Source organism: Flavobacterium sp. MMS24-S5 (genome assembly GCF_050320125.1).
GTDB classification, from domain to species: Bacteria; Bacteroidota; Bacteroidia; order Flavobacteriales; family Flavobacteriaceae; genus Flavobacterium; species Flavobacterium tyrosinilyticum.
On the sequence record NZ_CP190016.1, the window covers coordinates 1,469,543 to 1,490,557 of the forward strand.

Consider the following 21,015-nt stretch of genomic DNA (forward strand, 5'->3'; position numbering starts at 1 on the left):
TCTTTCATGACTAAGAAAACTAAACAGCTAATAAACTCAATTACTGCGGGATTATTTTCTATATTATTTTTCTTTTTAGCTTATATAGGTTACGAAAAAAGAAATATTGACTTATCAAAGCAAGATAAGTTTGAAAGTATAATAATCGACAAAGGGATTAATATTCATTATGGAAGTAAAGGACAAAAATCAGATGTCTTTTTTATATCTTTAAAAAATCTAGATAAAGATTTAGGGGTTTACAGGATGTCCCAAAACTATAATGATTTACTGCAAAAAGTAAATATTGGAGACAAGGTTAAAGTCTACTATCAAGCAAATTCTAATAAAGATGAAAATATAAATATTAATCTAATTCAACTTGAGAAAGATGGAAAGATTATAATTAATAAAAGTGAATACGAACAGAAAGAAGGCAGTCTTTTATATATTGGATTAATTGCCGGATTTTTTATTCTTTATCTCTCATATCGAAATTACAAAAGATAATTTGAGAGCATAAAAACTAGATAAAAGCTGAAATACTAAGGTGTTTCAGCTTTTTTATTTTAACTAATTAATGCCCGATTTAACATAAATTATCGAAAACGCTTTATGTTAATATTGTGTTAAAATAAAATTAAACAAGTGTTTAAATTAAACAAGTGTTTAATTTTGCATCCGATTAGAAACAATACCATGTCACACATCGAATTGAACGATAAAAAAATTCAGATTCTTAATGTTGCAGAAAGGCTATTTTCTGAGAAAGGATTTGAGGGTACATCGATACGGGATATCTCCAAAGAGGCCAAAATTAACATTGCTATGGTCTCTTATTATTTTGGTTCAAAAGAGAGATTACTGGAAGCTCTTATTTTTCACAAGACCGTTGATTTAAAACTACAACTCGAAAATTTATTACAAGAAGATCTAGAACCTCTTGAAAAAGTCAATAAATTAATCGAAATTTACATCAACAGAATTTGCCTTAACAAAGGGATTTACAGGGTTTTACATTTTGAACTTTACAACAAAAGAGAGAAAAAAGCCTTCAGGCTTTTACTGAGCTCAAAAAAGGAAATTTAAAATCGGTTGAAAGCATTATTAAGCAAGGCCAGGCTCTGGGGGTTTTTAGAAAAGATGTAAATATCCAGCTCATTACACCAACAATTATCGGAACCTTTTTTCACTTTCACATGAATCGCTCTTTCTTCGAAGAAATATTTGATTTAAAAACCGAAGAAATGTTTAACAATTACATTAAAAACGATCTTACAAAGCACATTCAACAAACTATAAAAGCGCTACTTGTTTATGAAAATTAGTCAATTAATGCTCTTTGGAGTTTTCTTTATTGGAATATCTTCAGTAGAAGCACAAGAAAAAACAAGTTTAACCTTAGGCGAAGCCGTGAAAATGGCATGGGAAAAGAGTGACGAAGTTACGCTTGCCAACACTAAGGTAAACACAAAAAAATACGAATTACAGACGGTTAAGAATAACCAATATCCTGATTTAAAAATATCTGGTCAGTATCAACGTCTTACAAAGGCTTCTATTGATCTACCAAATCAGGGTCAAAGTGCTTCTCTAGCTTCTCCAGACCGAGCAATGCTTGGTATGGCCAATTTAAGTTTACCAATTTTTGCAGGATTTAAAATACAAAGCAGTATTGATGCTTACGACAGTATGTATGAAGCTGAAACTGCAAACGCTGCAAAAACAAAGGAAGATGTTGCTTTAAGAGTAATCACTTATTACACCGCTTTATACAAAGCACAAAAAACTTTAGATGCTCTAAACGAAAATCAAAAAAGCGCTAAACAACGTGTTACTGATTTTACAGAGTTGGAGAAAAACGGAATTATTCCGAGAAATGATTTATTGAAAGCGCAATTGTTAGTTTCAAAAACACAATTATCAATCGATGAAGCTAATAACAATATCAATAACATCAATTTCTATTTGACAACATTGCTTAAATTAAACCCAACTGTAAAAATACAGGTAAATGAGGATGATTTTTTCAATTTGAAAACGACTGGTGCACCTACAACAGATGCAATGGCTCTTGAAAACAGAAAAGATTTAGAAGCAATTCGTTTACAACAAAAAGCTTCTGAGGCAAGTGTTAAGATTGCAAAAGCAGGATACTACCCAACGCTTTCATTACTTGGAGGCTATACTGCTCTAGATCTTAAAGATATTATTACTGTAAAATATGCAATGAATTTTGGTTTAGGTTTATCTTATGATTTATCTGGAATTCTAAAAAACAGTGCACACGTAAGAGAGGCTGAAAGTAAAGCTCTTGAAGTAAAAAATACAGAATCAATCATGACAGACCGCATTAAAGTTGAAGTTCAAAAATCTATTGAAGATTATGATTTGGCTATAAATCAAAGTGTGGTTTACGAAGAAGCGCTTCAACAGGCTGCAGAAAATTACCGATTGGTAAAAGATAAATTTGACAACGGTCTTGCTGACACCAATGATTTGGTTGAAGCTGATGTTGAACAATTAAGTGCCAAAATCAACACTGCTGTAGCCAAAGCAACCATTATTCAAAAATATTACGAATTACTTTCAGTATCAGGACAATTATCACAATCATTCAATCTTTCTAAAATATAATCGATAGCTCTCATGGAAAAGAAAAAAACAAATAAAAAATTCATCATCATACTTGCAGTTCTGATTTTAGGAGGCGGAACTTACGGAATATCTAAATACCTACACGGTCAAGCTCACGAAGAAACAGATGATGCTCAAATCGAGAAAAAAATGAACCCGATTATCCCGAGAGTTTCAGGATATATCAGCAAAGTTTATGTGAAAGATAATGATTATGTAAAAAAAGGAGATACTTTATTTACTATTGACAAGAGAGATTATCAATTAAAGATTGATGAAGCTAATGCAGCTTTATTAGGTGCTGAAGGTCAGTACGAAGCTGCAAAAGCTGATATCGGAAGTGCTTATGCAAGCATCTCAGTATCTGATGCTCAAATGAGATCTGCAACCGGTTCTATCGAAAGTGCAAGAATTAGATTGAGACAGCTTACAAACGATTACAACCGTTACAACAACTTGTACAAAACTCATACTATTACAAAACAACAATATGAGCAAGCTTTAACGGCAAAAGAAGAAGCAGAAAACCAAGTACGTGTTTTAGAGCAACAACAAAAAGCTACTTCTTACCAAAAATCTGTTATTCAGTCAAAATCTAAAGTTTCAGACAAACAAACAGAAGTTGCTGCAGCAAACATCAAAAAAGCAAAAACAATGCTAGATGTGGCTCACTTAAACCTTTCTTATACCGTAGTAACTGCTGCAATTGATGGTCAGGTTTCTAAAGTTGATATTCAGCCAGGACAGTTGGTTCAGCCAGGACAATCTTTATTCTACATCATTAACAACAACGAAGCTTGGGTTGTAGCAAACTTTAAAGAAACACAATTAAACAAAATGGTTGTGGGACAAAAAGTAAGTTTAAAAGTAGATGCGTATCCAAACTATGAGTTTAAAGGTACCGTAACTTCTTTCTCTCCTGCTACAGGATCTCGTTTTTCATTATTACCTCCTGACAATGCAACAGGAAACTTCGTAAAAACAATTCAGAGATTACCAGTAAAAATTAGTATAGATGAATCAAACGATCCTGAGAAAGTAAAACTTTTAAGACCAGGAATGAATGTTGATGTAGATGTACATTTGAAATAAAATAAATGGCAACAGCAGTACAAGATGACGATTTAGTAGAATACGGTTTCAGACGTGTTGTCATTACGATTACAGCAGTACTTTGTGCACTGCTGGAAATTGTAGATACTACGATTGTAAACGTAGCGCTAACTGACATGCGCGGAAGTCTTGGTGCTACCTTGACCGATGTGGCATGGGTAATTACAGCATACGCTATTGCGAATGTTATTGTAATTCCGATGACGAGCTGGCTATCGCAGCAATTTGGAAGACGTAACTATTTTGTGGCTTCCATTATAATATTTACAGTCTGTTCTTTTTTGTGTGGTAATGCCACAAATATTTGGGAGCTTGTAGCTTTCCGTTTCGTACAAGGTATGGGTGGAGGAGCTTTACTAGTAACAGCCCAAACGATTATTACAGAAAGTTACCCAGTAGCAAAACGTGGAATGGCACAGGCTATTTACGGTATGGGTGTAATTGTTGGTTCAACTCTAAGCTCGCCTTTGGGAGGATATTTAGTAGATAATTATTCTTGGCCTTATATTTTCTATATCAATATTCCGTTGGGAATTATTGCAACTATTTTGGCTTTAACATTCGTAAGAAGTCCTAAATATGGAGAAAAACTAAAAGCCAATCAGGTTGACTGGTGGGGAATCATTCTGTTGAGTGCCTTTATTGGTTCTTTACAATTCGTATTAGAGCACGGACAGCAAGACGACTGGTTTAACGATTCACTTATTGTAACCTTAAGTGTTGTGACAGTTTTAGGATTGGTTCTTTTTATTTGGAGAGAGCTTACCTACAAACATCCGATCGTAAACTTAAGCGTTTTAAAAGATGGTAACCTTAGAATTGGAACTATAATGTGTTTTATTCTTGGTTTTGGTCTTTATGGTTCAACATTAATCATTCCGATTTACACGCAGTCTATTTTAGGATCTGACCGCAACTGATGCAGGATTATTATTGATTCCTGGATCTATTACAACGGCGATCATGATGCCATTTGTGGGAAATATGATTCAGAAAGGTGTACCGCAAGGTTATATGGTTGGAGTAGGATTTTTAGTTTTCTTCTTCTTTACTTTTATGATGTATAGCCGAATGACACCAGATACAGGAGTTGAACATATGTATTGGCCTTTAATTTTAAGAGGAATTGGTTTAGGACTACTTTTCGTACCTATTACAACACTTTCTCTTTCAACTTTAAAAGGAAAACAAATTGGTGAAGGAGCAGCATTTACAGGAATGATGCGTCAGTTAGGCGGGTCTTTTGGTATCGCGATCATTACTACTTTCATCACACGTTTCAGCCAGTCGCACCGCGTAGATTTAATTAATAACCTAGATCCTGCCAAGTTTGAAGTACAGCAGCGAATTGCAGGAATGCAGCACGCATTCATGGCAAAAGGATATAGCGCAGATGTTGCTTTGAAAAAAGCGTATCAGGCTATTGAAATGTCAGTAATGAAGCAAAGTACTGTAATGGCTTATATGGATATTTTCCTTTATTTAGGAATTATGTTTTTATGTTGCATACCGATTATTCTCTTTATTAAAAAAGGGAAGAACAAAATTAGTGCAGCCGACGCAATGCATTAATGATAATAATAATTTTATAATACGCATAAACGCCGAATTCTTAATTGAATTCGGCGTTGTTTTTTATAATAGTCACAGTTTTCAGTGGCAGTATTCAGTTCATGAACTTCGCTTAAAACTTTGCGCCTTTCGGTAAAAAACTTAGAATCTTAGCATCTCAGAACCTTAGTATCTTTAAAAAATCATCTTGTAAAAACTAAATGATTCCCTTTAGAAAGATTCGCATCAAACTGATATCCATCGTAATTGAAACCTTTTAAATCGTCAATAGTTTCAGCGTTTGTATCGATAATATAACGAACCATCATACCTCTGGCCTTTTTCGCAAAGAAACTGATCATTTTTAGCTTTCCATCTTTATAATCCTTGAAATCTGGAGTGATTACAGGAACTTTCAAAGCTTTTACATCAACCGCCGAAAAATATTCATTGCTCGCTAAATTCACAAACAATTCGTCTTTTTTCAATTCTTTATTCAAAGCTTTAGTCACAGTTGGTTTCCAGAATTCATGCAGATTTTTAGATTCACCAACCGGCATTTTTGTTCCCATTTCCAAACGGTAAGCCTGCATTAAATCAAGCGGTTTCAAAAGACCGTAAAGACCTGATAGAATTCGAAGTTTATCTTGTAAATCATCTAGTTTTTCTAACGGAATTGTATAAGCATCTAAACCTGTATAAACGTCGCCATCGAAAGTATAAACTGCCGGACGAGCATTTTCTGATGTGAAAGGCGTTTTCCACTCCTGATTTCTCTTCCAGTTTAAATCGGCTAGTTTGTCTGAGATAGACATTAATTCTGATAATTCAGAAGGCTTTTTTTCTTTTACTACTTTATGAACCACTCTTGCTTCTTTTAAGAATGAAGGTTCTGTATATTGAGATGTTGGTAATTCTTTTTCGAAATTCAATGATTTCGCTGGAGATATAACAATTTTCATGTGTGCATTTTTCTGTGATTCAAAAATACAAATTGCATTTCTAAAAACAGATTATCGTAATTGATTTGTTCTATGAGCGTATATTTTTTTTTATGCCACGAATTCACGAATTTATTTTTTACAATCTTTGAGTTTAATTTCGAATGAATTCGGGTAATTCATTACTCTAATTTATTCGAAATGGATTAAAATTAATTCGTGAATTCGTGGCGGAAAATTTAGATTAATTCGTATAGTTCGCCACCAGTGTTTTTTATTTCTTAAAATTTAATTGAAAAATTGTGAATTTACTCAAAAAATTAGGCTGTAGATTATAAAAGGCATTTTCTATGTTGTAAATTTGCAACCATAAAATTCCAAAAACATTTTCAATACAAAAATTGAAAGTTGTATTCTAAATAATAGCCACAAATTCACGAATTAACTTTTTAAAAAATTAATTAGAAAAATTCGTGAATTCGTGGCGGAAAAAATTTAGACTATGTCAAAAATATTGTATCAGCAGGAAAGCTATCAGGTAATGGGAATTTTATTTGATGTTCATAGAAATTTAGGTGGAGGCTTTTCTGAGATCGTATATAAAGATGCTTTAGAATACGAATTCAAGAAAGCAAATATTCCATTTGAAAGAGAAAAAGAATATTTAGTAAATTATAAAGACATAATTTTAGATCACAAGTTTTATGCTGATTTTGTTTTGTTTGATAAAATTATACTTGAAATAAAATCAAGTGATTTTCTGCATCCAAAATATATTTCGCAATGTCTTAATTATTTAAAAGTATCCAAAAACAATTTAGCGATTTTGGCAAATTTTAATTCTACCTCACTTGAACACAAACGTATTATTTTATAAAAATTAAGGAATTCGTGGCGATACAAACAAATTACAAAACTGCTTTACAAAACAAAATCTTCGATATTATTTCGAAAGCTTCTCAGGAATTAAAAATCGACTCTTATGTGATAGGAGGATTTGTTCGTGATTTGCTTTTAAATCGAGGTTCTAAAAAAGATATTGATGTAGTTGCTGTTGGAAGCGGCATCGAATTAGCGCTTAAAGTTTCCGATTTACTTCCGAATAAACCAAAAGTTCAGGTTTTTAAAACTTACGGAACTGCCATGCTTCGTTTTGAAGATACGGATATTGAATTTGTTGGTGCCCGAAAAGAATCATATAATCGTGATAGCCGAAATCCGATTGTGGAAAACGGAACTTTGCAGGACGATCAAAACCGTCGTGATTTTACAATCAATGCTTTTGCTTTATCTTTAAATAAAAACAATTTTGGAGATCTTTTAGACCCTTTTGATGGTTTAACCGATTTAGAAAATAAAACCATAAAAACGCCTTTGGATCCAGATATTACTTATTCTGATGATCCTTTGCGAATGCTTCGTGCGATTCGTTTTGCGACTCAATTGAATTTTGAAATCGAAGAAAATTCTTTGAATGCGATCACAAAAAATGCAGATCGCATTAAAATTATTTCTGGCGAAAGAATCGTTGATGAATTAAACAAAATTCTTATGACGGATAAACCTTCAACAGGGTTTTTACTTTTATACAAAACAGGGCTTCTAGATCTAATCTTACCTGAATTGACCGCGTTGAATCAGGTTGAAGAAATTGAAGGTCATACACATAAAAACAATTTTTACCATACGCTGGAAGTTGTCGACAATATTTGTCCAAACACAGATGATGTTTGGTTACGCTGGTCAGCTTTATTGCATGATATTGGGAAAGCGCCCACTAAACGTTTCACTAAAAAACAAGGCTGGACTTTTCACGGACACGAATTCTTGGGCGGAAAAATGGCTAAGAAAATCTTTGAACGTTTGCATATGCCTTTGAACCATAAAATGAAATTCGTTCAGAAAATGGTTATTATGAGTTCACGTCCGATTGTTTTGGCTCAGGATATTGTAACGGATAGCGCGGTTCGCCGTTTGGTTTTTGATGCTGGTGAAGATGTCGAAAATTTAATGACTTTGTGCGAGGCAGATATCACAACCAAAAATCCATCAAAATTCAAGAAATATCATAAAAATTTCGAACTCGTACGCAAGAAGATCGTTGAAGTAGAAGAACGCGATCATGTACGTAATTTTCAACCGCCAATTACGGGAGAAGAAATTATGGAGATATTCGATTTGAAGCCTTCACGCGAAATAGGAGTTTTAAAAGAAGCGGTGAAAGAGGCTATTTTAGAAGGTATTATTCCAAATGAATATCAGGCTGCTTATGATTTTGTAATTAAAAGAGCGGAGAAATTGGGCTTAAAAAAAGTTGAGAAATAAGTATTATTTAATAAAATGAAAAAAGAGAATAAATCAGTAATCATTTGGTTACTATCAGGCTGTGTTTTATTGTTTTTAATGGTTGTCGTGGGAGGAATTACCCGTTTGACCAATTCAGGTTTATCTATGACCGACTGGCATTTGGTAACCGATACCTTCCCGCCTTTAACAGATGCTAAATGGCAAGCCGCTTTTGACGAATATAAAAAATTTCCAGAGTATCAGAAAATCAACATTCATAACGATTTTCAATTGGCTGATTATAAATTTATCTATTTCTGGGAATGGTTTCACCGTTTTATTGGACGCATTATTGGTTTGGTTTTCTTTGTTCCATTTGTTTACTTTTTAGCCAAAAAGAAATTAGATACAGATACGATTAAAAAATGTATCGTTCTTTTGGCAATGGGAGCTTTTCAAGGATTTTTAGGTTGGTTTATGGTAAGAAGCGGATTAATTGACAATCCAGATGTGAGCCACTTCAGACTTTCCTTACACTTAACTTTTGCATTCATTACTTTCGCATACACACTTTGGGTTGCCTTAGATTTAATTTATCCGGAAAGAAATATCAACAAGATTTTACCGCTTAGAAATATTGCTCGCTATGCTTTGGCTGCCTTATTAATCCAAATTATTTACGGCGGATTTGTAGCAGGTCTAAATGCTGGACTAATTCATAATCACTGGCCTTTAATGAGCGATGGAGAATTTATTCACGAATCGGTTTTTATTGAGCAATCTTCTTTAGTAAAAAACTTAATTGAAGGAAAAAGCGGTGTTCAGTTTGTACACAGAACTTTTGCTTATGTAGTAGTTGCGATTATTCTTTTCCTTTTCTTCAAAAGCAAAAAATATACGCTTACTCACACTCAATCAAACGGAATCAAAACTTTAGTCGTTTTTGTTTTTATTCAGTTTTTATTGGGAGTTTTCACTTTATTATATAGCGTGCCATTGGCTTTAGGATTAATTCACCAAATTATGGCATTTTTCCTTTTGAGTGCAATGACGTATACATTGCATAGATTGAGCAAATAAGCTAACTTTCATAAAAAATATTGATGAAAAAAGTCTGTTTTTTATTTACAATTCTTTTTACTTGCCTTGTTTCTGGGCAAACCAAAAATAATCCATTAGTCATTTTGAATTCTAAAAGTATTGGATATATGAATCAGGCAGAAAATACCTTAAAAAATATCAATCAGAATGATCTGTTGACATTTATTTATAAGGGAAATGCTGAAGAAGTTGAGCAAAAGTTCGGTTCTAAATCGGGAGTTCTAATCTTTGCTACCAAAAAATATATTCTTAATACGTTTTATCAAAACAATATTGAAAACTCTCCATTAAAAAAAGACATTCCAACAACGGATTGTTTATCTAAAATTGGGATAATAGGAAGTATTGCTAGTAATATAAATCAACCTTATGATCAGCTTGTAAATTATATCAGCATTACTCCAAACAATGAAGCAGTAAAAAAAATTGTGTCAATAACTTTTATAAAGCCTACTGACGCTCAAATAATAAATCCTGATTGGAAGTTTGGAGCGATAGAAATTATGTCGACTATCGACAACTAATTATCCCAACCAAGTCTTAAAATCTTGTACTTTTTCTCGGCTTACAATGACCTCATCTTCCTTATAAGTTGGAAGAATCACTTTAAGTCGAGAATTAGTATAAACCTGAATTTCTTTAATTGCTTTTAACGGAACAATAAATTTTCTGCTTACGCGAAAGAAATCCTTCTTATCGAGTTCTTGTTCTAAAATCTCCAAAGTCGAATCGATCAAATAATCGCGATTGTCGTAGGTATGAATGTAAGTTCCTTTGTTTTCACTAAAAAAACATTCTATTTCTTCTGTAGTAATGACTTTTAAATGTTGGCCAATTTTAACCGTAAACCTCTTTTTGTATGTCTTTTCAAAAGGATTAGATAACATCTGTCGAATCTGCTCAAAGTCCAATTGCAAATTTGAAGTTTCTGCTGTTTTTGGAAGGCGAGATTTATATTTTGAAACCGCTGTTTCTAGATCGTCTTCATCAATAGGTTTGAGAAGATAATCTATGCTATTTAATTTAAAAGCTTTTAAAGCGTACTCATCATACGCCGTTGTAAAAATGATAGCGCTTTTGATGTCTATTTTTTCAAAAATCTCAAATGACAAACCATCAGACAGTTGAATATCCAAAAAAATCAAATCTGGATGTGGATTATTTTCAAACCAATGAACCGATTCTTCAACAGAGTGAAGCATTGTTTCTACGGTTACATCTAACTTTTCAAGTTTTCTTTGCAACAATCTCGCAGCTGGTTTTTCGTCTTCTATAATTAATGTGATCATTTCCTATAATGTGAAATTTGAAAAAATTATGAAGTCAAAGTTACTCCCATTTATTTTTATTTGCGGTATCTTTTTCCATGTATTTTTGGATTTTTCTTTTCTCCCAATCTGATCCAAAAAACCAATCAGTTCCAAATACAGATAATCCGTGAGCTAGTAAACCAATTCCCCAGAAAAGTGCAGTAGAGTACGTGTGCCATTCCGTCAAACCGCTAAAGTCCAATCCTACATTAGAATTATCTCGGGTTAAACTGGATACAATGATGATGATATTGACAATAATGTAAACTTTAAGGTGTGAGTAAAATCCTTTCAGTTTTTTTACTCTTATATAAGCGGCATTATAATTTTCATCCTGACTATACTCTTTCCCATAATGCTTTTCATATTCTCTTCCTAATTCATCATAGAATTGTCTTCTTAAACGTCCCATAACTATATTTTAATTATTTCCACTTGTTTTTATTCTGTTTTTCCTTCTCCATAAACTCTCTGATTTTTCTTTCTTCCCATTCCTTACCCATTCCTGGAAAAACCTCAAATACTTTTAATCCGTGAAAAACTACTCCAACTCCCCACCACAATAATGGCCAAAAAAACCATAGATATTGAGGTGATGTATAAAGATTTATAAAAATCAAAATTGCATTTACCAAGATATAAGCAACTAGATTGCCATAAAATCCTTTTAAGTTTTCGACTTTTTTTCTTGCCTGAATATATCTTTCTTCCTCGCTTAAATTCGTTTCCATGATTACTCCCATTTTTGTTTTTTATATTTTTTTTCTAAAATGCTTCTCAATTTTCGTTCTTCCCATTCGTGTCCAAAAATCTTATAGGAAGCAAACAAATCGATTGCAGAACCCACTATAACAGCCGACCAAATAATTACAACTACCCAATTGAGATATTTTATCGGAAAAAATTGCAATGGCAGATTGGTGTATTCTTTTAAAAGAAAAACAATCAGTGCAAGAGTGTAAATGAACAAATGCTTGTAAAAAGATTTCAGCTGAATTACTTTTTTACTTGCTAATTCTTGCAGTATTATTTCTTCTTGATCGTTACTCAAATTTGTTTCCATGACTATTTTCTAATCGTTGTTTATTTTCTTTTTCTAGAATTTCCTGAATCTTTTTCTGTTCCCATTTCTTATTAAAGAAAGGCGGAAGACCAAAAACTTTCAGTCCGTGCAAGATTATAGCTATTCCCCACCCCATTACAGACCAAATCCACCAAAGGTATTCTGGAGAAGTCATATAATTTACAACAATTACAATTGGATTGCATAAAACGTAGACAGTCAAATGCTCGTAAAATCCTCTTATCTCTTTTACTTTTTTCTGAGCATCATAATAGCGAACTGTTTCTGTGAAATTATTTTCCATTATTTCCACGTTTTTTGTTTGTTATCTTTCTCTAAAATCTCGCGAATTTTTCTTTCTTCCCAATCTGAGCTGTATCCAAAAACTTTAAAAGCATGCATTGCAACTCCAAATCCCCAGCCTAAAGCTGAAAACCAAAACCATTGAAATCCTGGTGAAAATTTTAGATTAATAAAAACCAAGAACGGAATCACACAACAATATGAAATTAAATTTCCGTAAAAACCTTTCAGTTCCTCTACTCTTTTTTTGGCTCTATAGTAAGCTTTTGCTTCGTCGGTATATTCTGCACTCATTTCCATAACCGCAATTTGTTTGGTTAAAATTGGAATTCTAACAGTGAAATTTTTCTCATCCTGATCAACTTTCACTTTTCTATCTGTTATAATTCCGTATCTGTTTACAATATTTTGCAATCCGACTCCTTGCCTGTCCTGCAAAACTTCTTTTTTCTGAAGATCATTCTGAATCGCCAGATAATCTTTATCAATAAAAATTCTGATATGAAGCGGTTTTTGCTCGCTTACTACATTGTGTTTTACAGTATTCTCCAGCAATAGCTGTAAAGAAAGCGGCACCACTTTGGCTTCTGGATTGATATTTTCTGTTGGCAATTCGTAAAACAAACTATTTTCGAAACGCATTTTCAACAGATTCATATAGGTTTTTGCAAATGACAATTCGTCTTCAACCGAAACCAATTCTTTGTCTTTCTGTTCTAAAACATATCTATAAATTTTAGAAAGAGAAGTTGTAAATCGCTGCGCATTATCTGGATTTTCTTCTATTAAAGAACTCAGAACATTTAAGCTGTTAAAAAGAAAATGCGGATCGATCTGATTTTTTAAGCTTTCGAATTTGGCATTTGCCGTTCCTGCAATAATTTTCTGCTGAGTTACTTTATTTTCCTGATAGAGTTTATAAAAATTAAGTCCATGAAAAAACAAAAGCACAATAAAAGTCATTACCGCAGATTCGATATAATTTTCTGCTTTTTCATTGGCAAGAAAACCTATAATTGTTTTATTCTCGATTATTACACTTGTAAACAAACGCAATACTCCAATTACAATCATCGATATTAAAAACGAACTTGCAAAACCAATTAAAATTCTCTTTAGCGAATATGGATTTTCTCTGAAAACCCTATCTAAAAACTCAAAAAGAACAACGTTTACGATATACAAAACCACACTGTAAAGCATGCAGTACAAGAAATAAATGTAAAGATTCTTGGTAAAAACTGCTGTCCCTAAAGAGGCGAACCGAATTAGAAAAGAAAATAAAAATACTATTCCTCCAACGAAGCATGCTTTTAACAAATTAGGTTTTAATATCATAATGTTTTATAAACTATTGAATTATTTACAAGTTTTTTGAATTTCTAAAGCTCTATCCAATCCCCATTTTGGAGCGTAAGGTGTAGCTGGTTTAAAAGTATTAAAAAGTTCAATAGATTTATCAACTTGCGCGCATAAAGGTTTTGTGTCTACTCCTGTCCATTTTGCTCCTCCTAATTGGTAATCTGCTTCACCAAAAACAGCTCTCGGATTGTTTGGGTCTAGCGCTTTTGCTTTCGCGTAAGCTTCCATCACTTTGCCAGAATATTTCATCCCGTTTGTCATTGGATCGGCTACAACATATCCTGTATAAATTAAAGCCTGCATTACGTATAGCTCTGAGTTTGCTTGATCCTTTATCAATTCAATATCTAATGCATCTTGCGCTTTTGTCAATAATAAATCGATTTTAGTTTTGTCTTTTTCTGTAAATACAGCTGTCGCATTGATCAAAGCTACATAATAATTGGGCAGATAACTGTTTTTTTCAGCCGCCGCAATTCTTTCAAATAAAGCAGAAGCTTCTGTATTTTTTCCTTCTTTCCAAAGTCCGAATGCTTTATTCATTCCTTGTTCAAATTGTGTCTGGGCTGAACTTATTACTACTACAAATAGTGCGATTAAAGTGATGATTTTTTTCATTTTATAAATTATTAATGGTTTTGTTTATATAGATTATTTATTTTTTAGAATACAATTTCAATTTTTGAATCTTTACTGACATTAAATTTAGCATCTTGATAGGAAGGAGGCCCATAAATCCTTTTGCATTGTTTGAAGCTGCATATTCTTCTACTGGCATTCCCATTGCGTTTCTATCCAGCTTTCGGTTACTGTTTTCATCATGATACGTAGAAATTGCATATTCTCCCGCAGGAAGATTATCAAAAGTTACAACTGCTTTATTGTCTTTAATTTCCGAAGCCAAACTTTTGTAAGTTGTTTTAAGGAAAGTTCCGTCTGAATTGTATAATCCTATTTTTACAACTCCTGTATCATTTTTTAAGCCTGAAACAGCAACAGTTAATTTTGCATTTTGTGCAGACATTAAGCTGCAGATAAATAAGATGGTTATTGTGATAATTTTGGTCATGATTTTTTTTTAGTTACTAAGTTTTTTTTAAAGATTCTGAGATTCTGAGTTGCTAAGATTCTAAGCTTTTTTACTTAGCCTCTTAGCGACTTTTTTAATTTACACTTCAAAAGTATGCTGGTTTTTAGTCTTTTAAAATTAAATGCTACTGAGTTGTTGATTTTAGTTACTGAATTGTTTTTTTTAAGTTTCTGAGATTCTGAGTTGCTAAGATTCTAAGTTTTTCTCTTAGTATCTTAGAATCTTAGCAACTTAGCATCTATACCAAAAACTACAAGTTTTTCAACTGATTCTCATTTTTATTCTGGCTGATTGTCCAGAAGAAACCTACGAAGAAGAATCTATCTGCTGTTGGAACCACGGCTTGTCTTTGATACACGCCGCTTGGGTCTGGATTTTTAGCATAATCGTATCCGAAAACATTTTGTGTTCCTAACACATTTGAAACCGAGAAATAAAGGATTTTTTGTGTTGTTAATAAATACGCCCAGTTAAAACTCAAACTATTATATGATTTTGTTTTTCCGTTCATAAATTGCGTCTGGTTCGGATCATTGTACGGACGTCCTGTACTGAAACTGTTTGTAAAACCAACTTGCGATTTCCAATCTGTAATAAAATATTTCGTTACAACAGATAAATTATGATTTGCAATAAAACTTGGAGTTGCCATGTAAGGAAAGTTTTTATATTGTCTTTCTGAATCGATATAAGAGTAGGAAATCCAATATTCTAAGTTTTTGTACAAATTGCTATCTCTCCAAAAAATATCCAATCCTTTTGCATAACCCGATCCGTTGTTATTGAAAACCGAATTGTATTGAATATCTCTTGTATCATACTGCACCAAATTGCTATAATCTTTGTAATAAGCCTCTGCTCTAAGGGTTTGCCCAGGTCTTGTAAACGTATAATTCAAAATATAATGACTTGCCTTTTCGCTTTCAAACTGATGGTATTTAGAAAACTTAATATAATCTACAACTGGCGTCTGAGTAAAATCTCCGTAAGCAAAAGAAAACTGACTGCTTTTTGAAGCTTTATATCCTAATGAGGCTCTTGGCGCAATATGGTTTTCGTTTAGCAAACTGTTATTAGAAAATCTCAAACCTACTTTTAAAGCTAGTTTTTTAGAAAACATAACATCCCCTTCTGTATATGCTGCAAAAATGTTCGAATCGTAACCATTTGTAACATCAAGCGCAATATTATCGGCTACATTTTCATTGTATTTTGTAATAAAATAATCCGTTCCGAAAGACAATTTAAAATAGTTTGAAAATTTCTTGCTTAATTTCAATTTCAACTGAGCTGCATTTTCCTGACTATCAACTCCCGTGATATCATATTTAAGTTTGTTTTTGCTGTAACCGTAACTAACCCCAGAAGTAATCTGCCATCCTGTTCCAAAACTTCCTTTGTATGAAGAATTCAAATAGAAGTTGTTATTGTTCATGTCGGTTCGAATCGGGTTTTCGAAATTGACGTTTTTCTGATTTAAATCGAATTTTTCAGAATCGAATGAAGCATACAATTTAAAAATTCCATTTGTAAAATTGTATCTGTAAACCGTTTCGCCTCCAAGCGATTGATACGGATTATTCCAATCTACATTTTGCGGAATCACAGCCTGATAAGGAGCCAAGTTGATATAAGCCATATTTACGCTTAAAGAACTTTTTTTGAATTTCTGTGTATTACCCAAACTCAAACCAACCGTCATTAATCCTATATCTGTTTTTTCATGATCTTCCTCATCTTGAGTATTTAAAAGCAAAACACTCGATAAAGCTTCTCCATATTCTGCAGAATAACCACCCGTAGAAAATGCGATTCCGCTAAACAAGAAAGGAGAAAAACGGCTTCTTGTTGGCAAATTGTTTGTTGTTGCACCGTAAGGCTGTGCTACACGAATTCCATCAACAAAAGTCTGAGTTTCGCTTGCCTCACCTCCACGTACAAATAAACGTCCGTCTTCCCCAACTGACTGCGTTCCTGGCAAAGTCTGTAATGCCGCCACGATATTTCCGGCAGATCCGGCTGTTGTAACAATATCTAGAGGTTTTAAAACAGAAATTCTTGCCTTGTCTCCAGATTCTAAAGTTCCTGCTGTAATCACAACCGCATCTAGAGCATTAACATTTTCTCTTAATTTTACCGTTTGGTCTTTATAATTGGCAACATCAATTTCTTGTTTGAAAGTTTCAAAAAGCAAAAAGCTCACTACTAAAAATTTGTTTCCTGTTTCTGTCGTTTCAAAAGAGAAATCTCCAGTTTCAGAACTTGTTGCTCCATCGTAAGTTCCGTCAATATATATGTTTGCACCTGCAACTGGTTTTCCTTTTTGATCTACTACTTTTCCTGAAATTGTATTTTGAGCAAAAATTACTGCAGTAAAAAATAAAAAACTAAGGGTAAAAAATAATTTGGTTTTCATGTCATCTTTGGTTTTTGATGAAGCAAATGTATTTTAACATTAAACGTTAAAAAATATATAATAACCCAATTGTAGATTTTCGAGGATGAGTTGTAAAATACTAATTTGTATCTTAGCTAGGAAAACCAAAATCATCATTTTATGTCAGAAAGTAAACGAATTTCAAATCTATATCAGTCTATTTATAATGGAAATCCATGGCTTGAAGTTAATTTAGACAATACTTTAAAAAATGTTACAGCTGAGCAAGCTTACAGAAAAATAAACCCAAACCTGAATACCATCTGGGAAATTGTAAATCATTTGATTCAATGGAGAAGAAATATTTTAGAACGCATGCAGGGCGAAGTAATTATTACTCCAGATCATAATTATTTTGTTCCTGTTTTAGATCCTTCTGAAGCTGCATGGGAACAATCTCTTCAAACCTTAGCAAAATCTCAAGACTCTTGGAATGCTTTTTTTGACGATTTTAATGACGAAGATTTATCGAAGATTTATGTTAATAACGGTCATACGTATTACGAACACATTCACGGGATTATTCAGCATGATGTTTATCATTTGGGACAAATTGTTATTTTGAAGAAATTGCTTTAATACGTTGCGATGTCATTCCGAGGAACGAGGAATCTCCGTTAGTAGCTCAACATAGATTGGAATTTCGTTGTAGAGTTTCTAGCGCGATTTCTCCTTCGTCGAAATGACAAGATGAGACCAATTTTAAAAAATATCTCTTTTAAACTTAAATTATTTAGATGAAAAATTCACTAATTGTTCTCGCATTTTTGGTTTTTAATGCAATCGGTTTTTCGCAAGAAACTGAAGTGAAATATGATGAAAACCTCGCGAAATCTCTCCATGCCGACGAATACGGAATGAAGAAATATGTTTTTTGTCTTTTAAAATCGGGAAGCAATACAACCGCTTCTAAAGAAGAAACCAAAAAACTTTTTGAAGGTCACATGGAAAACATTGGTAAATTAGCCAAAGAAGGAAAACTGGTTGTTGCATGAACCATTCATGAAAAATGACAGAAATTATCGTGGTATTTACATCTTTAATGTAGAAACCATAGAAGAAGCCAAAGCTCTTGTTGCCACTGATCCAGCCATAAAGGCCAATTTACTCGAAGCCGAATTAACGCCTTGGTACTGCACCGCAGCTTTGCAGGAAACTGTAAAAATACACGACAAAATTGCCAAGACGAAAATGTAAAATATGAAAACAGAAAAAGAAAAAATGATCTCTGGCGAATATTATAATGCCTTTGATCCAGAATTACTAAAAGGCCGTCGCGCCGCAAAAAACCTTTTACACAGCTTAAATGTAAAAGAATATAGAGTTACTAAAAAAGCAAAAGAGATTTTAAACGAACTGATTCCAAATGCTGGAGCAGGTTTATATATTGAACCGCCATTTCATTGCGATTATGGCTATAATATTTTTGCTGGAGAAAATGTTTATTTTAACGTGAATTGTGTTGTTTTGGACTGCGCACCGGTAAACATTGGTTCTAATGTATTTATTGCGCCAAATGTTCAAATTTATACCGCTTCACATCCGCTTGACGCTGAATTAAGAAAAACATTAGAAAATGCTTATCCTGTTACAATTGGAGACGATTGCTGGATTGGCGGAAATTCTGTTATCTGCCCAGGCGTAACAATAGGAAAAGGCTGTGTTATTGGCGCTGGATCTGTGGTTACAAAAGATATTCCAGACAATTCGCTGGCTGTTGGAAATCCTGCTAAAGTGATCCGAAAATTAAATCAAGAACCTGAATCAAAAAAATAATGCTTACCCTTAATAAAGTTCATCATATTGCTATTTTATGTTCCGATTACGAAAAATCGAAACACTTCTATACACAGATTTTAGGTTTAACCATAATTAGAGAAATCTATCGCGAAGAACGCCAGTCTTATAAATTAGATTTAGCTTTAAATGGTTCGTATGTTGTTGAATTATTTTCATTTCCAGATCCACCGAAAAGACCTTCTAGACCTGAGGCTGTTGGTTTAAGACATTTGGCTTTTGAAGTTATTAATCTGGAAGAAACAATTGCTTTTTTAACTTCTAAAAACATAGAATCAGAACCAATCAGAATTGATGAAACGACTGAAAAACGTTTTACTTTTATTGCAGATCCTGATTTATTGCCGATTGAGTTTTATGAACGTTAGGCTTTTTTTCTGCCGCGAAGGCGCTAATACGCTAAGTTTTTTTTAAGCATTTAAAATTGAATTGCGTCCAGCTTTAGCTGGATGATTACAAGAATCGTACTGAAGAGGCTTTAGCCAAATAAGCGAATTGTTTGGCTAAAGCCTTTTGTTTTTCAAATTTTATACCTCCAGCTAAAGCTGGAGGCAATTCTATTCGCTGTACAAGAAAACTTAAAAAAACTTTATGCCTTAGCGCCTTTGTGGCAAAATCACATATCGAAAGAATTTTCCTGTTTATATCGATTTTAACACACTAAAATGAATATTTCCTAGAAAAAACCGAATTTGATGCTTAATTTTGTAATCCGCAGAAAAAAATGCGGAATTCTCAAACTTATAATGATGAACAAAACGGCGCAAATCAAAAAAAATCATCAATTAATTAAACTCCGAAAATTAGTTATTGTTTCTATCTTAATTGGCTTTCTTTCTGCCTTTCTCGGAATTTCATTAAAAAAAATAACAGAATACTACGAAGAAATCTTCTTTCACGAAGTATCGGTACACCCTATTTTTTATATCGTATTTCCAGTTTTCGGATTATCGGTAATTTATTTTTTAAGGCAATATCTTTTTAAGAAAAAAGAAAATAAAGGAATCAAAGAAGTTTTTGAAAGCACAGCATCAAAATCTAAAAATCTTCCATCTTATAAAATTCCGTCGCATTTCATAAACGGATTACTAACTGTTATTTTTGGAGGTTCAACAGGAATCGAAGTTTCTACCGTTGTCGCTACAGCAACTATTGGATCTGTTGCGCATGAAAAAGAAAATGTTTTCCGTCAATACAAAACAGAATTAATATGTGCGGGAGTTGCAGCAGGAGTTACGGCACTTTTCAGCAGTCCGATTGCGGGAGTTTTATTTGCTTTCGAAGTAATTTCTAGAAAAGTAAGCCGTGCATTTATCATTTCAAATTTAATCGCGGTTTCTATTGCATTTGGTTTATTAACGATTTTAAAAGAAGAACCTTTATTTGCCGTTTCAATTGCAACTTGGAATTTAAAAGCAATTCCGTACTTCATTCTTTTAGGAATTTTAGCTGGAATGAATTCGGTTTACCTAACACGTTGTGTCTTATTCTTCAAATCACAATTTGGTAAAATCGACACCCATTATTACAAAATCATTTTAGGTTCAGCGGTGTTAAGTATTTCCTTATTCTTTTTCCCTCAATTATATGGAGAAGGTTATCACGCCATTAAAGGAATTTTTGGAAACGCACCTCAAACCCAATTGACTATAACTTTGGCTTTAACATTTATCGGAATTTTAATTCTAAAACCAATTGTAACCTCAATAACATTGGCTTCTGGAGGTGATGGCGGTGTTTTTGCTCCAAGTTTATTCATCGGAGCATTTTTAGGATTATTATTGGCTTCGATCTTAAACAGCTTTTTCCATGTAAATGTAATTCCGGTTAACTTTATGATTATCGGAATGGCTGCGGTTCTTAGTGCAAGTATTCATGCGCCTTTTACAGCAATATTCTTGGTTTGCGGATTAACAAACGATTATACTTTGTTTTTCCCAATTCTTGTAGTTTGTTTAATTTCAAAATACACTGCAAAAACAATTTATCCGTATACCGTTTATAGTTATTCTCCAAGTTTAGTTAAATAATTTCAGATTAATAAT

General features: G+C 33.0%; 24 protein-coding genes and 2 pseudogenes. 16 read left to right on the top strand and 10 right to left on the bottom strand.

Annotated features, from left to right (window positions below):
- Positions 1–6: 6 nt before the first annotated feature.
- From ACPWTF_RS06500 to ACPWTF_RS06525, 6 genes and pseudogenes are all read left to right on the top strand, one after another.
- On the top strand, positions 7–489 hold the full coding sequence (locus ACPWTF_RS06500; protein ID WP_427874879.1) for a hypothetical protein: 483 nt from the start codon (positions 7–9) through the stop codon (positions 487–489).
- Positions 490–693: 204 nt separating this feature from the next.
- Complete coding sequence (locus tag ACPWTF_RS06505) at positions 694–1,068, top strand: TetR/AcrR family transcriptional regulator (RefSeq protein WP_427874880.1); 375 nt, start codon at positions 694–696, stop codon at positions 1,066–1,068.
- Between the two features lie 2 nt (positions 1,069–1,070).
- Positions 1,071–1,307 (top strand): annotated as a pseudogene (locus tag ACPWTF_RS06510) (TetR/AcrR family transcriptional regulator); the annotation flags it as partial.
- Complete coding sequence (locus ACPWTF_RS06515; RefSeq protein WP_427874881.1) at positions 1,297–2,616, top strand: TolC family protein; 1,320 nt, start codon at positions 1,297–1,299, stop codon at positions 2,614–2,616. The pseudogene ACPWTF_RS06510 and the gene ACPWTF_RS06515, both read left to right, overlap by 11 nt.
- A 12-nt stretch (positions 2,617–2,628) precedes the next feature.
- Positions 2,629–3,708 carry an HlyD family secretion protein gene (locus ACPWTF_RS06520; RefSeq protein ID WP_095929088.1) on the top strand — a complete coding sequence of 360 codons (1,080 nt, stop codon included), beginning with the start codon at positions 2,629–2,631 and terminating at the stop codon, positions 3,706–3,708.
- A 5-nt stretch (positions 3,709–3,713) separates the two neighbouring features.
- Positions 3,714–5,301 (top strand): annotated as a pseudogene (locus ACPWTF_RS06525) (MDR family MFS transporter).
- A gap of 182 nt (positions 5,302–5,483) precedes the next feature.
- On the opposite strand, the gene yaaA reads toward ACPWTF_RS06525, so the two are convergent.
- Positions 5,484–6,242, bottom strand: coding sequence for a peroxide stress protein YaaA (yaaA, locus tag ACPWTF_RS06530; RefSeq protein WP_427874882.1), 759 nt, complete (start codon positions 6,240–6,242; stop codon positions 5,484–5,486).
- 481 nt (positions 6,243–6,723) lie between these two features.
- Here yaaA and ACPWTF_RS06535 point away from each other — a divergent pair, with 481 nt between their 5' ends.
- From ACPWTF_RS06535 to ACPWTF_RS06550, 4 genes are read left to right on the top strand one after another with little or no spacing between them, the layout of a single operon-like run.
- Positions 6,724–7,098, top strand: coding sequence for a GxxExxY protein (locus ACPWTF_RS06535; protein ID WP_427874883.1), 375 nt, complete (start codon positions 6,724–6,726; stop codon positions 7,096–7,098).
- 14 nt (positions 7,099–7,112) lie between these two features.
- The gene (locus tag ACPWTF_RS06540) at positions 7,113–8,546 is read left to right on the top strand and encodes a CCA tRNA nucleotidyltransferase (protein WP_427874884.1); all 1,434 of its coding nucleotides are present in this window, start codon (positions 7,113–7,115) and stop codon (positions 8,544–8,546) included.
- Positions 8,547–8,561: 15 nt separating this feature from the next.
- Positions 8,562–9,587, top strand: coding sequence for a COX15/CtaA family protein (locus ACPWTF_RS06545; RefSeq protein ID WP_427874885.1), 1,026 nt, complete (start codon positions 8,562–8,564; stop codon positions 9,585–9,587).
- A 23-nt stretch (positions 9,588–9,610) separates the two neighbouring features.
- The gene (locus tag ACPWTF_RS06550) at positions 9,611–10,132 is read left to right on the top strand and encodes a hypothetical protein (RefSeq protein ID WP_427874886.1); all 522 of its coding nucleotides are present in this window, start codon (positions 9,611–9,613) and stop codon (positions 10,130–10,132) included.
- On the opposite strand, the gene ACPWTF_RS06555 is transcribed toward ACPWTF_RS06550, so the two are convergent.
- The 9 genes from ACPWTF_RS06555 to ACPWTF_RS06595 form a co-directional block, all read right to left on the bottom strand.
- A complete protein-coding gene (locus ACPWTF_RS06555) occupies positions 10,133–10,897 on the bottom strand; it encodes a LytR/AlgR family response regulator transcription factor (RefSeq protein WP_379796800.1) in 765 nt (254 codons plus the stop codon). It abuts the gene before it with no gap.
- Between the two features lie 40 nt (positions 10,898–10,937).
- Complete coding sequence (locus tag ACPWTF_RS06560) at positions 10,938–11,330, bottom strand: 2TM domain-containing protein (RefSeq protein ID WP_427874887.1); 393 nt, start codon at positions 11,328–11,330, stop codon at positions 10,938–10,940.
- 13 nt (positions 11,331–11,343) lie between these two features.
- Entirely contained in the window at positions 11,344–11,649 is a 306-nt protein-coding gene (locus ACPWTF_RS06565; RefSeq protein ID WP_379796804.1) for a 2TM domain-containing protein, read from the bottom strand.
- A 2-nt stretch (positions 11,650–11,651) separates the two neighbouring features.
- A complete protein-coding gene (locus ACPWTF_RS06570; protein WP_427874888.1) occupies positions 11,652–11,981 on the bottom strand; it encodes a 2TM domain-containing protein in 330 nt (109 codons plus the stop codon).
- Entirely contained in the window at positions 11,962–12,285 is a 324-nt protein-coding gene (locus ACPWTF_RS06575) for a 2TM domain-containing protein (RefSeq protein ID WP_427874889.1), read from the bottom strand. Before ACPWTF_RS06575 ends, ACPWTF_RS06570 begins: the two co-directional genes overlap by 20 nt.
- A complete protein-coding gene (locus ACPWTF_RS06580; protein ID WP_095930993.1) occupies positions 12,285–13,622 on the bottom strand; it encodes a 2TM domain-containing protein in 1,338 nt (445 codons plus the stop codon). The genes ACPWTF_RS06575 and ACPWTF_RS06580 overlap by 1 nt, the downstream gene beginning before the upstream one ends.
- A 21-nt stretch (positions 13,623–13,643) precedes the next feature.
- Positions 13,644–14,264 (bottom strand): hypothetical protein, encoded by a 621-nt coding sequence (locus ACPWTF_RS06585; RefSeq protein ID WP_095930994.1) that lies wholly within the window; start codon positions 14,262–14,264, stop codon positions 13,644–13,646.
- Positions 14,265–14,301: 37 nt separating this feature from the next.
- Positions 14,302–14,715 (bottom strand): DUF2141 domain-containing protein, encoded by a 414-nt coding sequence (locus ACPWTF_RS06590; protein WP_427874890.1) that lies wholly within the window; start codon positions 14,713–14,715, stop codon positions 14,302–14,304.
- 271 nt (positions 14,716–14,986) lie between these two features.
- Positions 14,987–17,152, bottom strand: coding sequence for a TonB-dependent receptor (locus ACPWTF_RS06595; protein WP_427874891.1), 2,166 nt, complete (start codon positions 17,150–17,152; stop codon positions 14,987–14,989).
- 141 nt (positions 17,153–17,293) lie between these two features.
- Between ACPWTF_RS06595 and ACPWTF_RS06600 the strand changes: the two genes are divergently transcribed.
- The 6 genes from ACPWTF_RS06600 to ACPWTF_RS06625 all read left to right on the top strand — a co-directional run bounded on the left by ACPWTF_RS06600 (position 17,294) and on the right by ACPWTF_RS06625 (position 21,000).
- Positions 17,294–17,752, top strand: coding sequence for a DinB family protein (locus ACPWTF_RS06600; protein ID WP_427874892.1), 459 nt, complete (start codon positions 17,294–17,296; stop codon positions 17,750–17,752).
- Between the two features lie 158 nt (positions 17,753–17,910).
- Positions 17,911–18,168 carry a hypothetical protein gene (locus tag ACPWTF_RS06605; RefSeq protein WP_427874893.1) on the top strand — a complete coding sequence of 86 codons (258 nt, stop codon included), beginning with the start codon at positions 17,911–17,913 and terminating at the stop codon, positions 18,166–18,168.
- Between the two features lie 7 nt (positions 18,169–18,175).
- Positions 18,176–18,370 carry a YciI family protein gene (locus tag ACPWTF_RS06610; protein ID WP_427874894.1) on the top strand — a complete coding sequence of 65 codons (195 nt, stop codon included), beginning with the start codon at positions 18,176–18,178 and terminating at the stop codon, positions 18,368–18,370.
- A gap of 3 nt (positions 18,371–18,373) precedes the next feature.
- Positions 18,374–18,949 (top strand): sugar O-acetyltransferase, encoded by a 576-nt coding sequence (locus tag ACPWTF_RS06615; protein WP_427874895.1) that lies wholly within the window; start codon positions 18,374–18,376, stop codon positions 18,947–18,949.
- On the top strand, positions 18,949–19,338 hold the full coding sequence (gene gloA2 / locus ACPWTF_RS06620; protein ID WP_379796822.1) for an SMU1112c/YaeR family gloxylase I-like metalloprotein: 390 nt from the start codon (positions 18,949–18,951) through the stop codon (positions 19,336–19,338). Before ACPWTF_RS06615 ends, gloA2 begins: the two co-directional genes overlap by 1 nt.
- Positions 19,339–19,665: 327 nt before the next feature.
- A complete protein-coding gene (locus ACPWTF_RS06625; RefSeq protein ID WP_427874896.1) occupies positions 19,666–21,000 on the top strand; it encodes a chloride channel protein in 1,335 nt (444 codons plus the stop codon).
- The last annotated feature ends 15 nt before the right edge of the window (positions 21,001–21,015 follow it).

Excerpts from the sequence above, each read along its gene's own strand:
- ACPWTF_RS06500 (WP_427874879.1), top strand. The coding sequence starts at position 7 with ATGACTAAGAAAACTAAACAGCTAATAAACTCAATTACTGCGGGATTA.
- ACPWTF_RS06515 (WP_427874881.1), top strand. The coding sequence starts at position 1,297 with ATGAAAATTAGTCAATTAATGCTCTTTGGAGTTTTCTTTATTGGAATA.
- ACPWTF_RS06520 (WP_095929088.1), top strand. The coding sequence starts at position 2,629 with ATGGAAAAGAAAAAAACAAATAAAAAATTCATCATCATACTTGCAGTT.
- yaaA (WP_427874882.1), bottom strand. The coding sequence starts at position 6,242 with ATGAAAATTGTTATATCTCCAGCGAAATCATTGAATTTCGAAAAAGAA.
- ACPWTF_RS06535 (WP_427874883.1), top strand. The coding sequence starts at position 6,724 with ATGTCAAAAATATTGTATCAGCAGGAAAGCTATCAGGTAATGGGAATT.
- ACPWTF_RS06545 (WP_427874885.1), top strand. The coding sequence starts at position 8,562 with ATGAAAAAAGAGAATAAATCAGTAATCATTTGGTTACTATCAGGCTGT.
- ACPWTF_RS06550 (WP_427874886.1), top strand. The coding sequence starts at position 9,611 with ATGAAAAAAGTCTGTTTTTTATTTACAATTCTTTTTACTTGCCTTGTT.
- ACPWTF_RS06555 (WP_379796800.1), bottom strand. The coding sequence starts at position 10,897 with ATGATCACATTAATTATAGAAGACGAAAAACCAGCTGCGAGATTGTTG.
- ACPWTF_RS06560 (WP_427874887.1), bottom strand. The coding sequence starts at position 11,330 with ATGGGACGTTTAAGAAGACAATTCTATGATGAATTAGGAAGAGAATAT.
- ACPWTF_RS06565 (WP_379796804.1), bottom strand. The coding sequence starts at position 11,649 with ATGGAAACGAATTTAAGCGAGGAAGAAAGATATATTCAGGCAAGAAAA.
- ACPWTF_RS06570 (WP_427874888.1), bottom strand. The coding sequence starts at position 11,981 with ATGGAAACAAATTTGAGTAACGATCAAGAAGAAATAATACTGCAAGAA.
- ACPWTF_RS06575 (WP_427874889.1), bottom strand. The coding sequence starts at position 12,285 with ATGGAAAATAATTTCACAGAAACAGTTCGCTATTATGATGCTCAGAAA.
- ACPWTF_RS06580 (WP_095930993.1), bottom strand. The coding sequence starts at position 13,622 with ATGATATTAAAACCTAATTTGTTAAAAGCATGCTTCGTTGGAGGAATA.
- ACPWTF_RS06585 (WP_095930994.1), bottom strand. The coding sequence starts at position 14,264 with ATGAAAAAAATCATCACTTTAATCGCACTATTTGTAGTAGTAATAAGT.
- ACPWTF_RS06590 (WP_427874890.1), bottom strand. The coding sequence starts at position 14,715 with ATGACCAAAATTATCACAATAACCATCTTATTTATCTGCAGCTTAATG.
- ACPWTF_RS06595 (WP_427874891.1), bottom strand. The coding sequence starts at position 17,152 with ATGAAAACCAAATTATTTTTTACCCTTAGTTTTTTATTTTTTACTGCA.
- ACPWTF_RS06600 (WP_427874892.1), top strand. The coding sequence starts at position 17,294 with ATGTCAGAAAGTAAACGAATTTCAAATCTATATCAGTCTATTTATAAT.
- ACPWTF_RS06605 (WP_427874893.1), top strand. The coding sequence starts at position 17,911 with ATGAAAAATTCACTAATTGTTCTCGCATTTTTGGTTTTTAATGCAATC.
- ACPWTF_RS06610 (WP_427874894.1), top strand. The coding sequence starts at position 18,176 with ATGAAAAATGACAGAAATTATCGTGGTATTTACATCTTTAATGTAGAA.
- ACPWTF_RS06615 (WP_427874895.1), top strand. The coding sequence starts at position 18,374 with ATGAAAACAGAAAAAGAAAAAATGATCTCTGGCGAATATTATAATGCC.
- gloA2 (WP_379796822.1), top strand. The coding sequence starts at position 18,949 with ATGCTTACCCTTAATAAAGTTCATCATATTGCTATTTTATGTTCCGAT.
- ACPWTF_RS06625 (WP_427874896.1), top strand. The coding sequence starts at position 19,666 with ATGCTTAATTTTGTAATCCGCAGAAAAAAATGCGGAATTCTCAAACTT.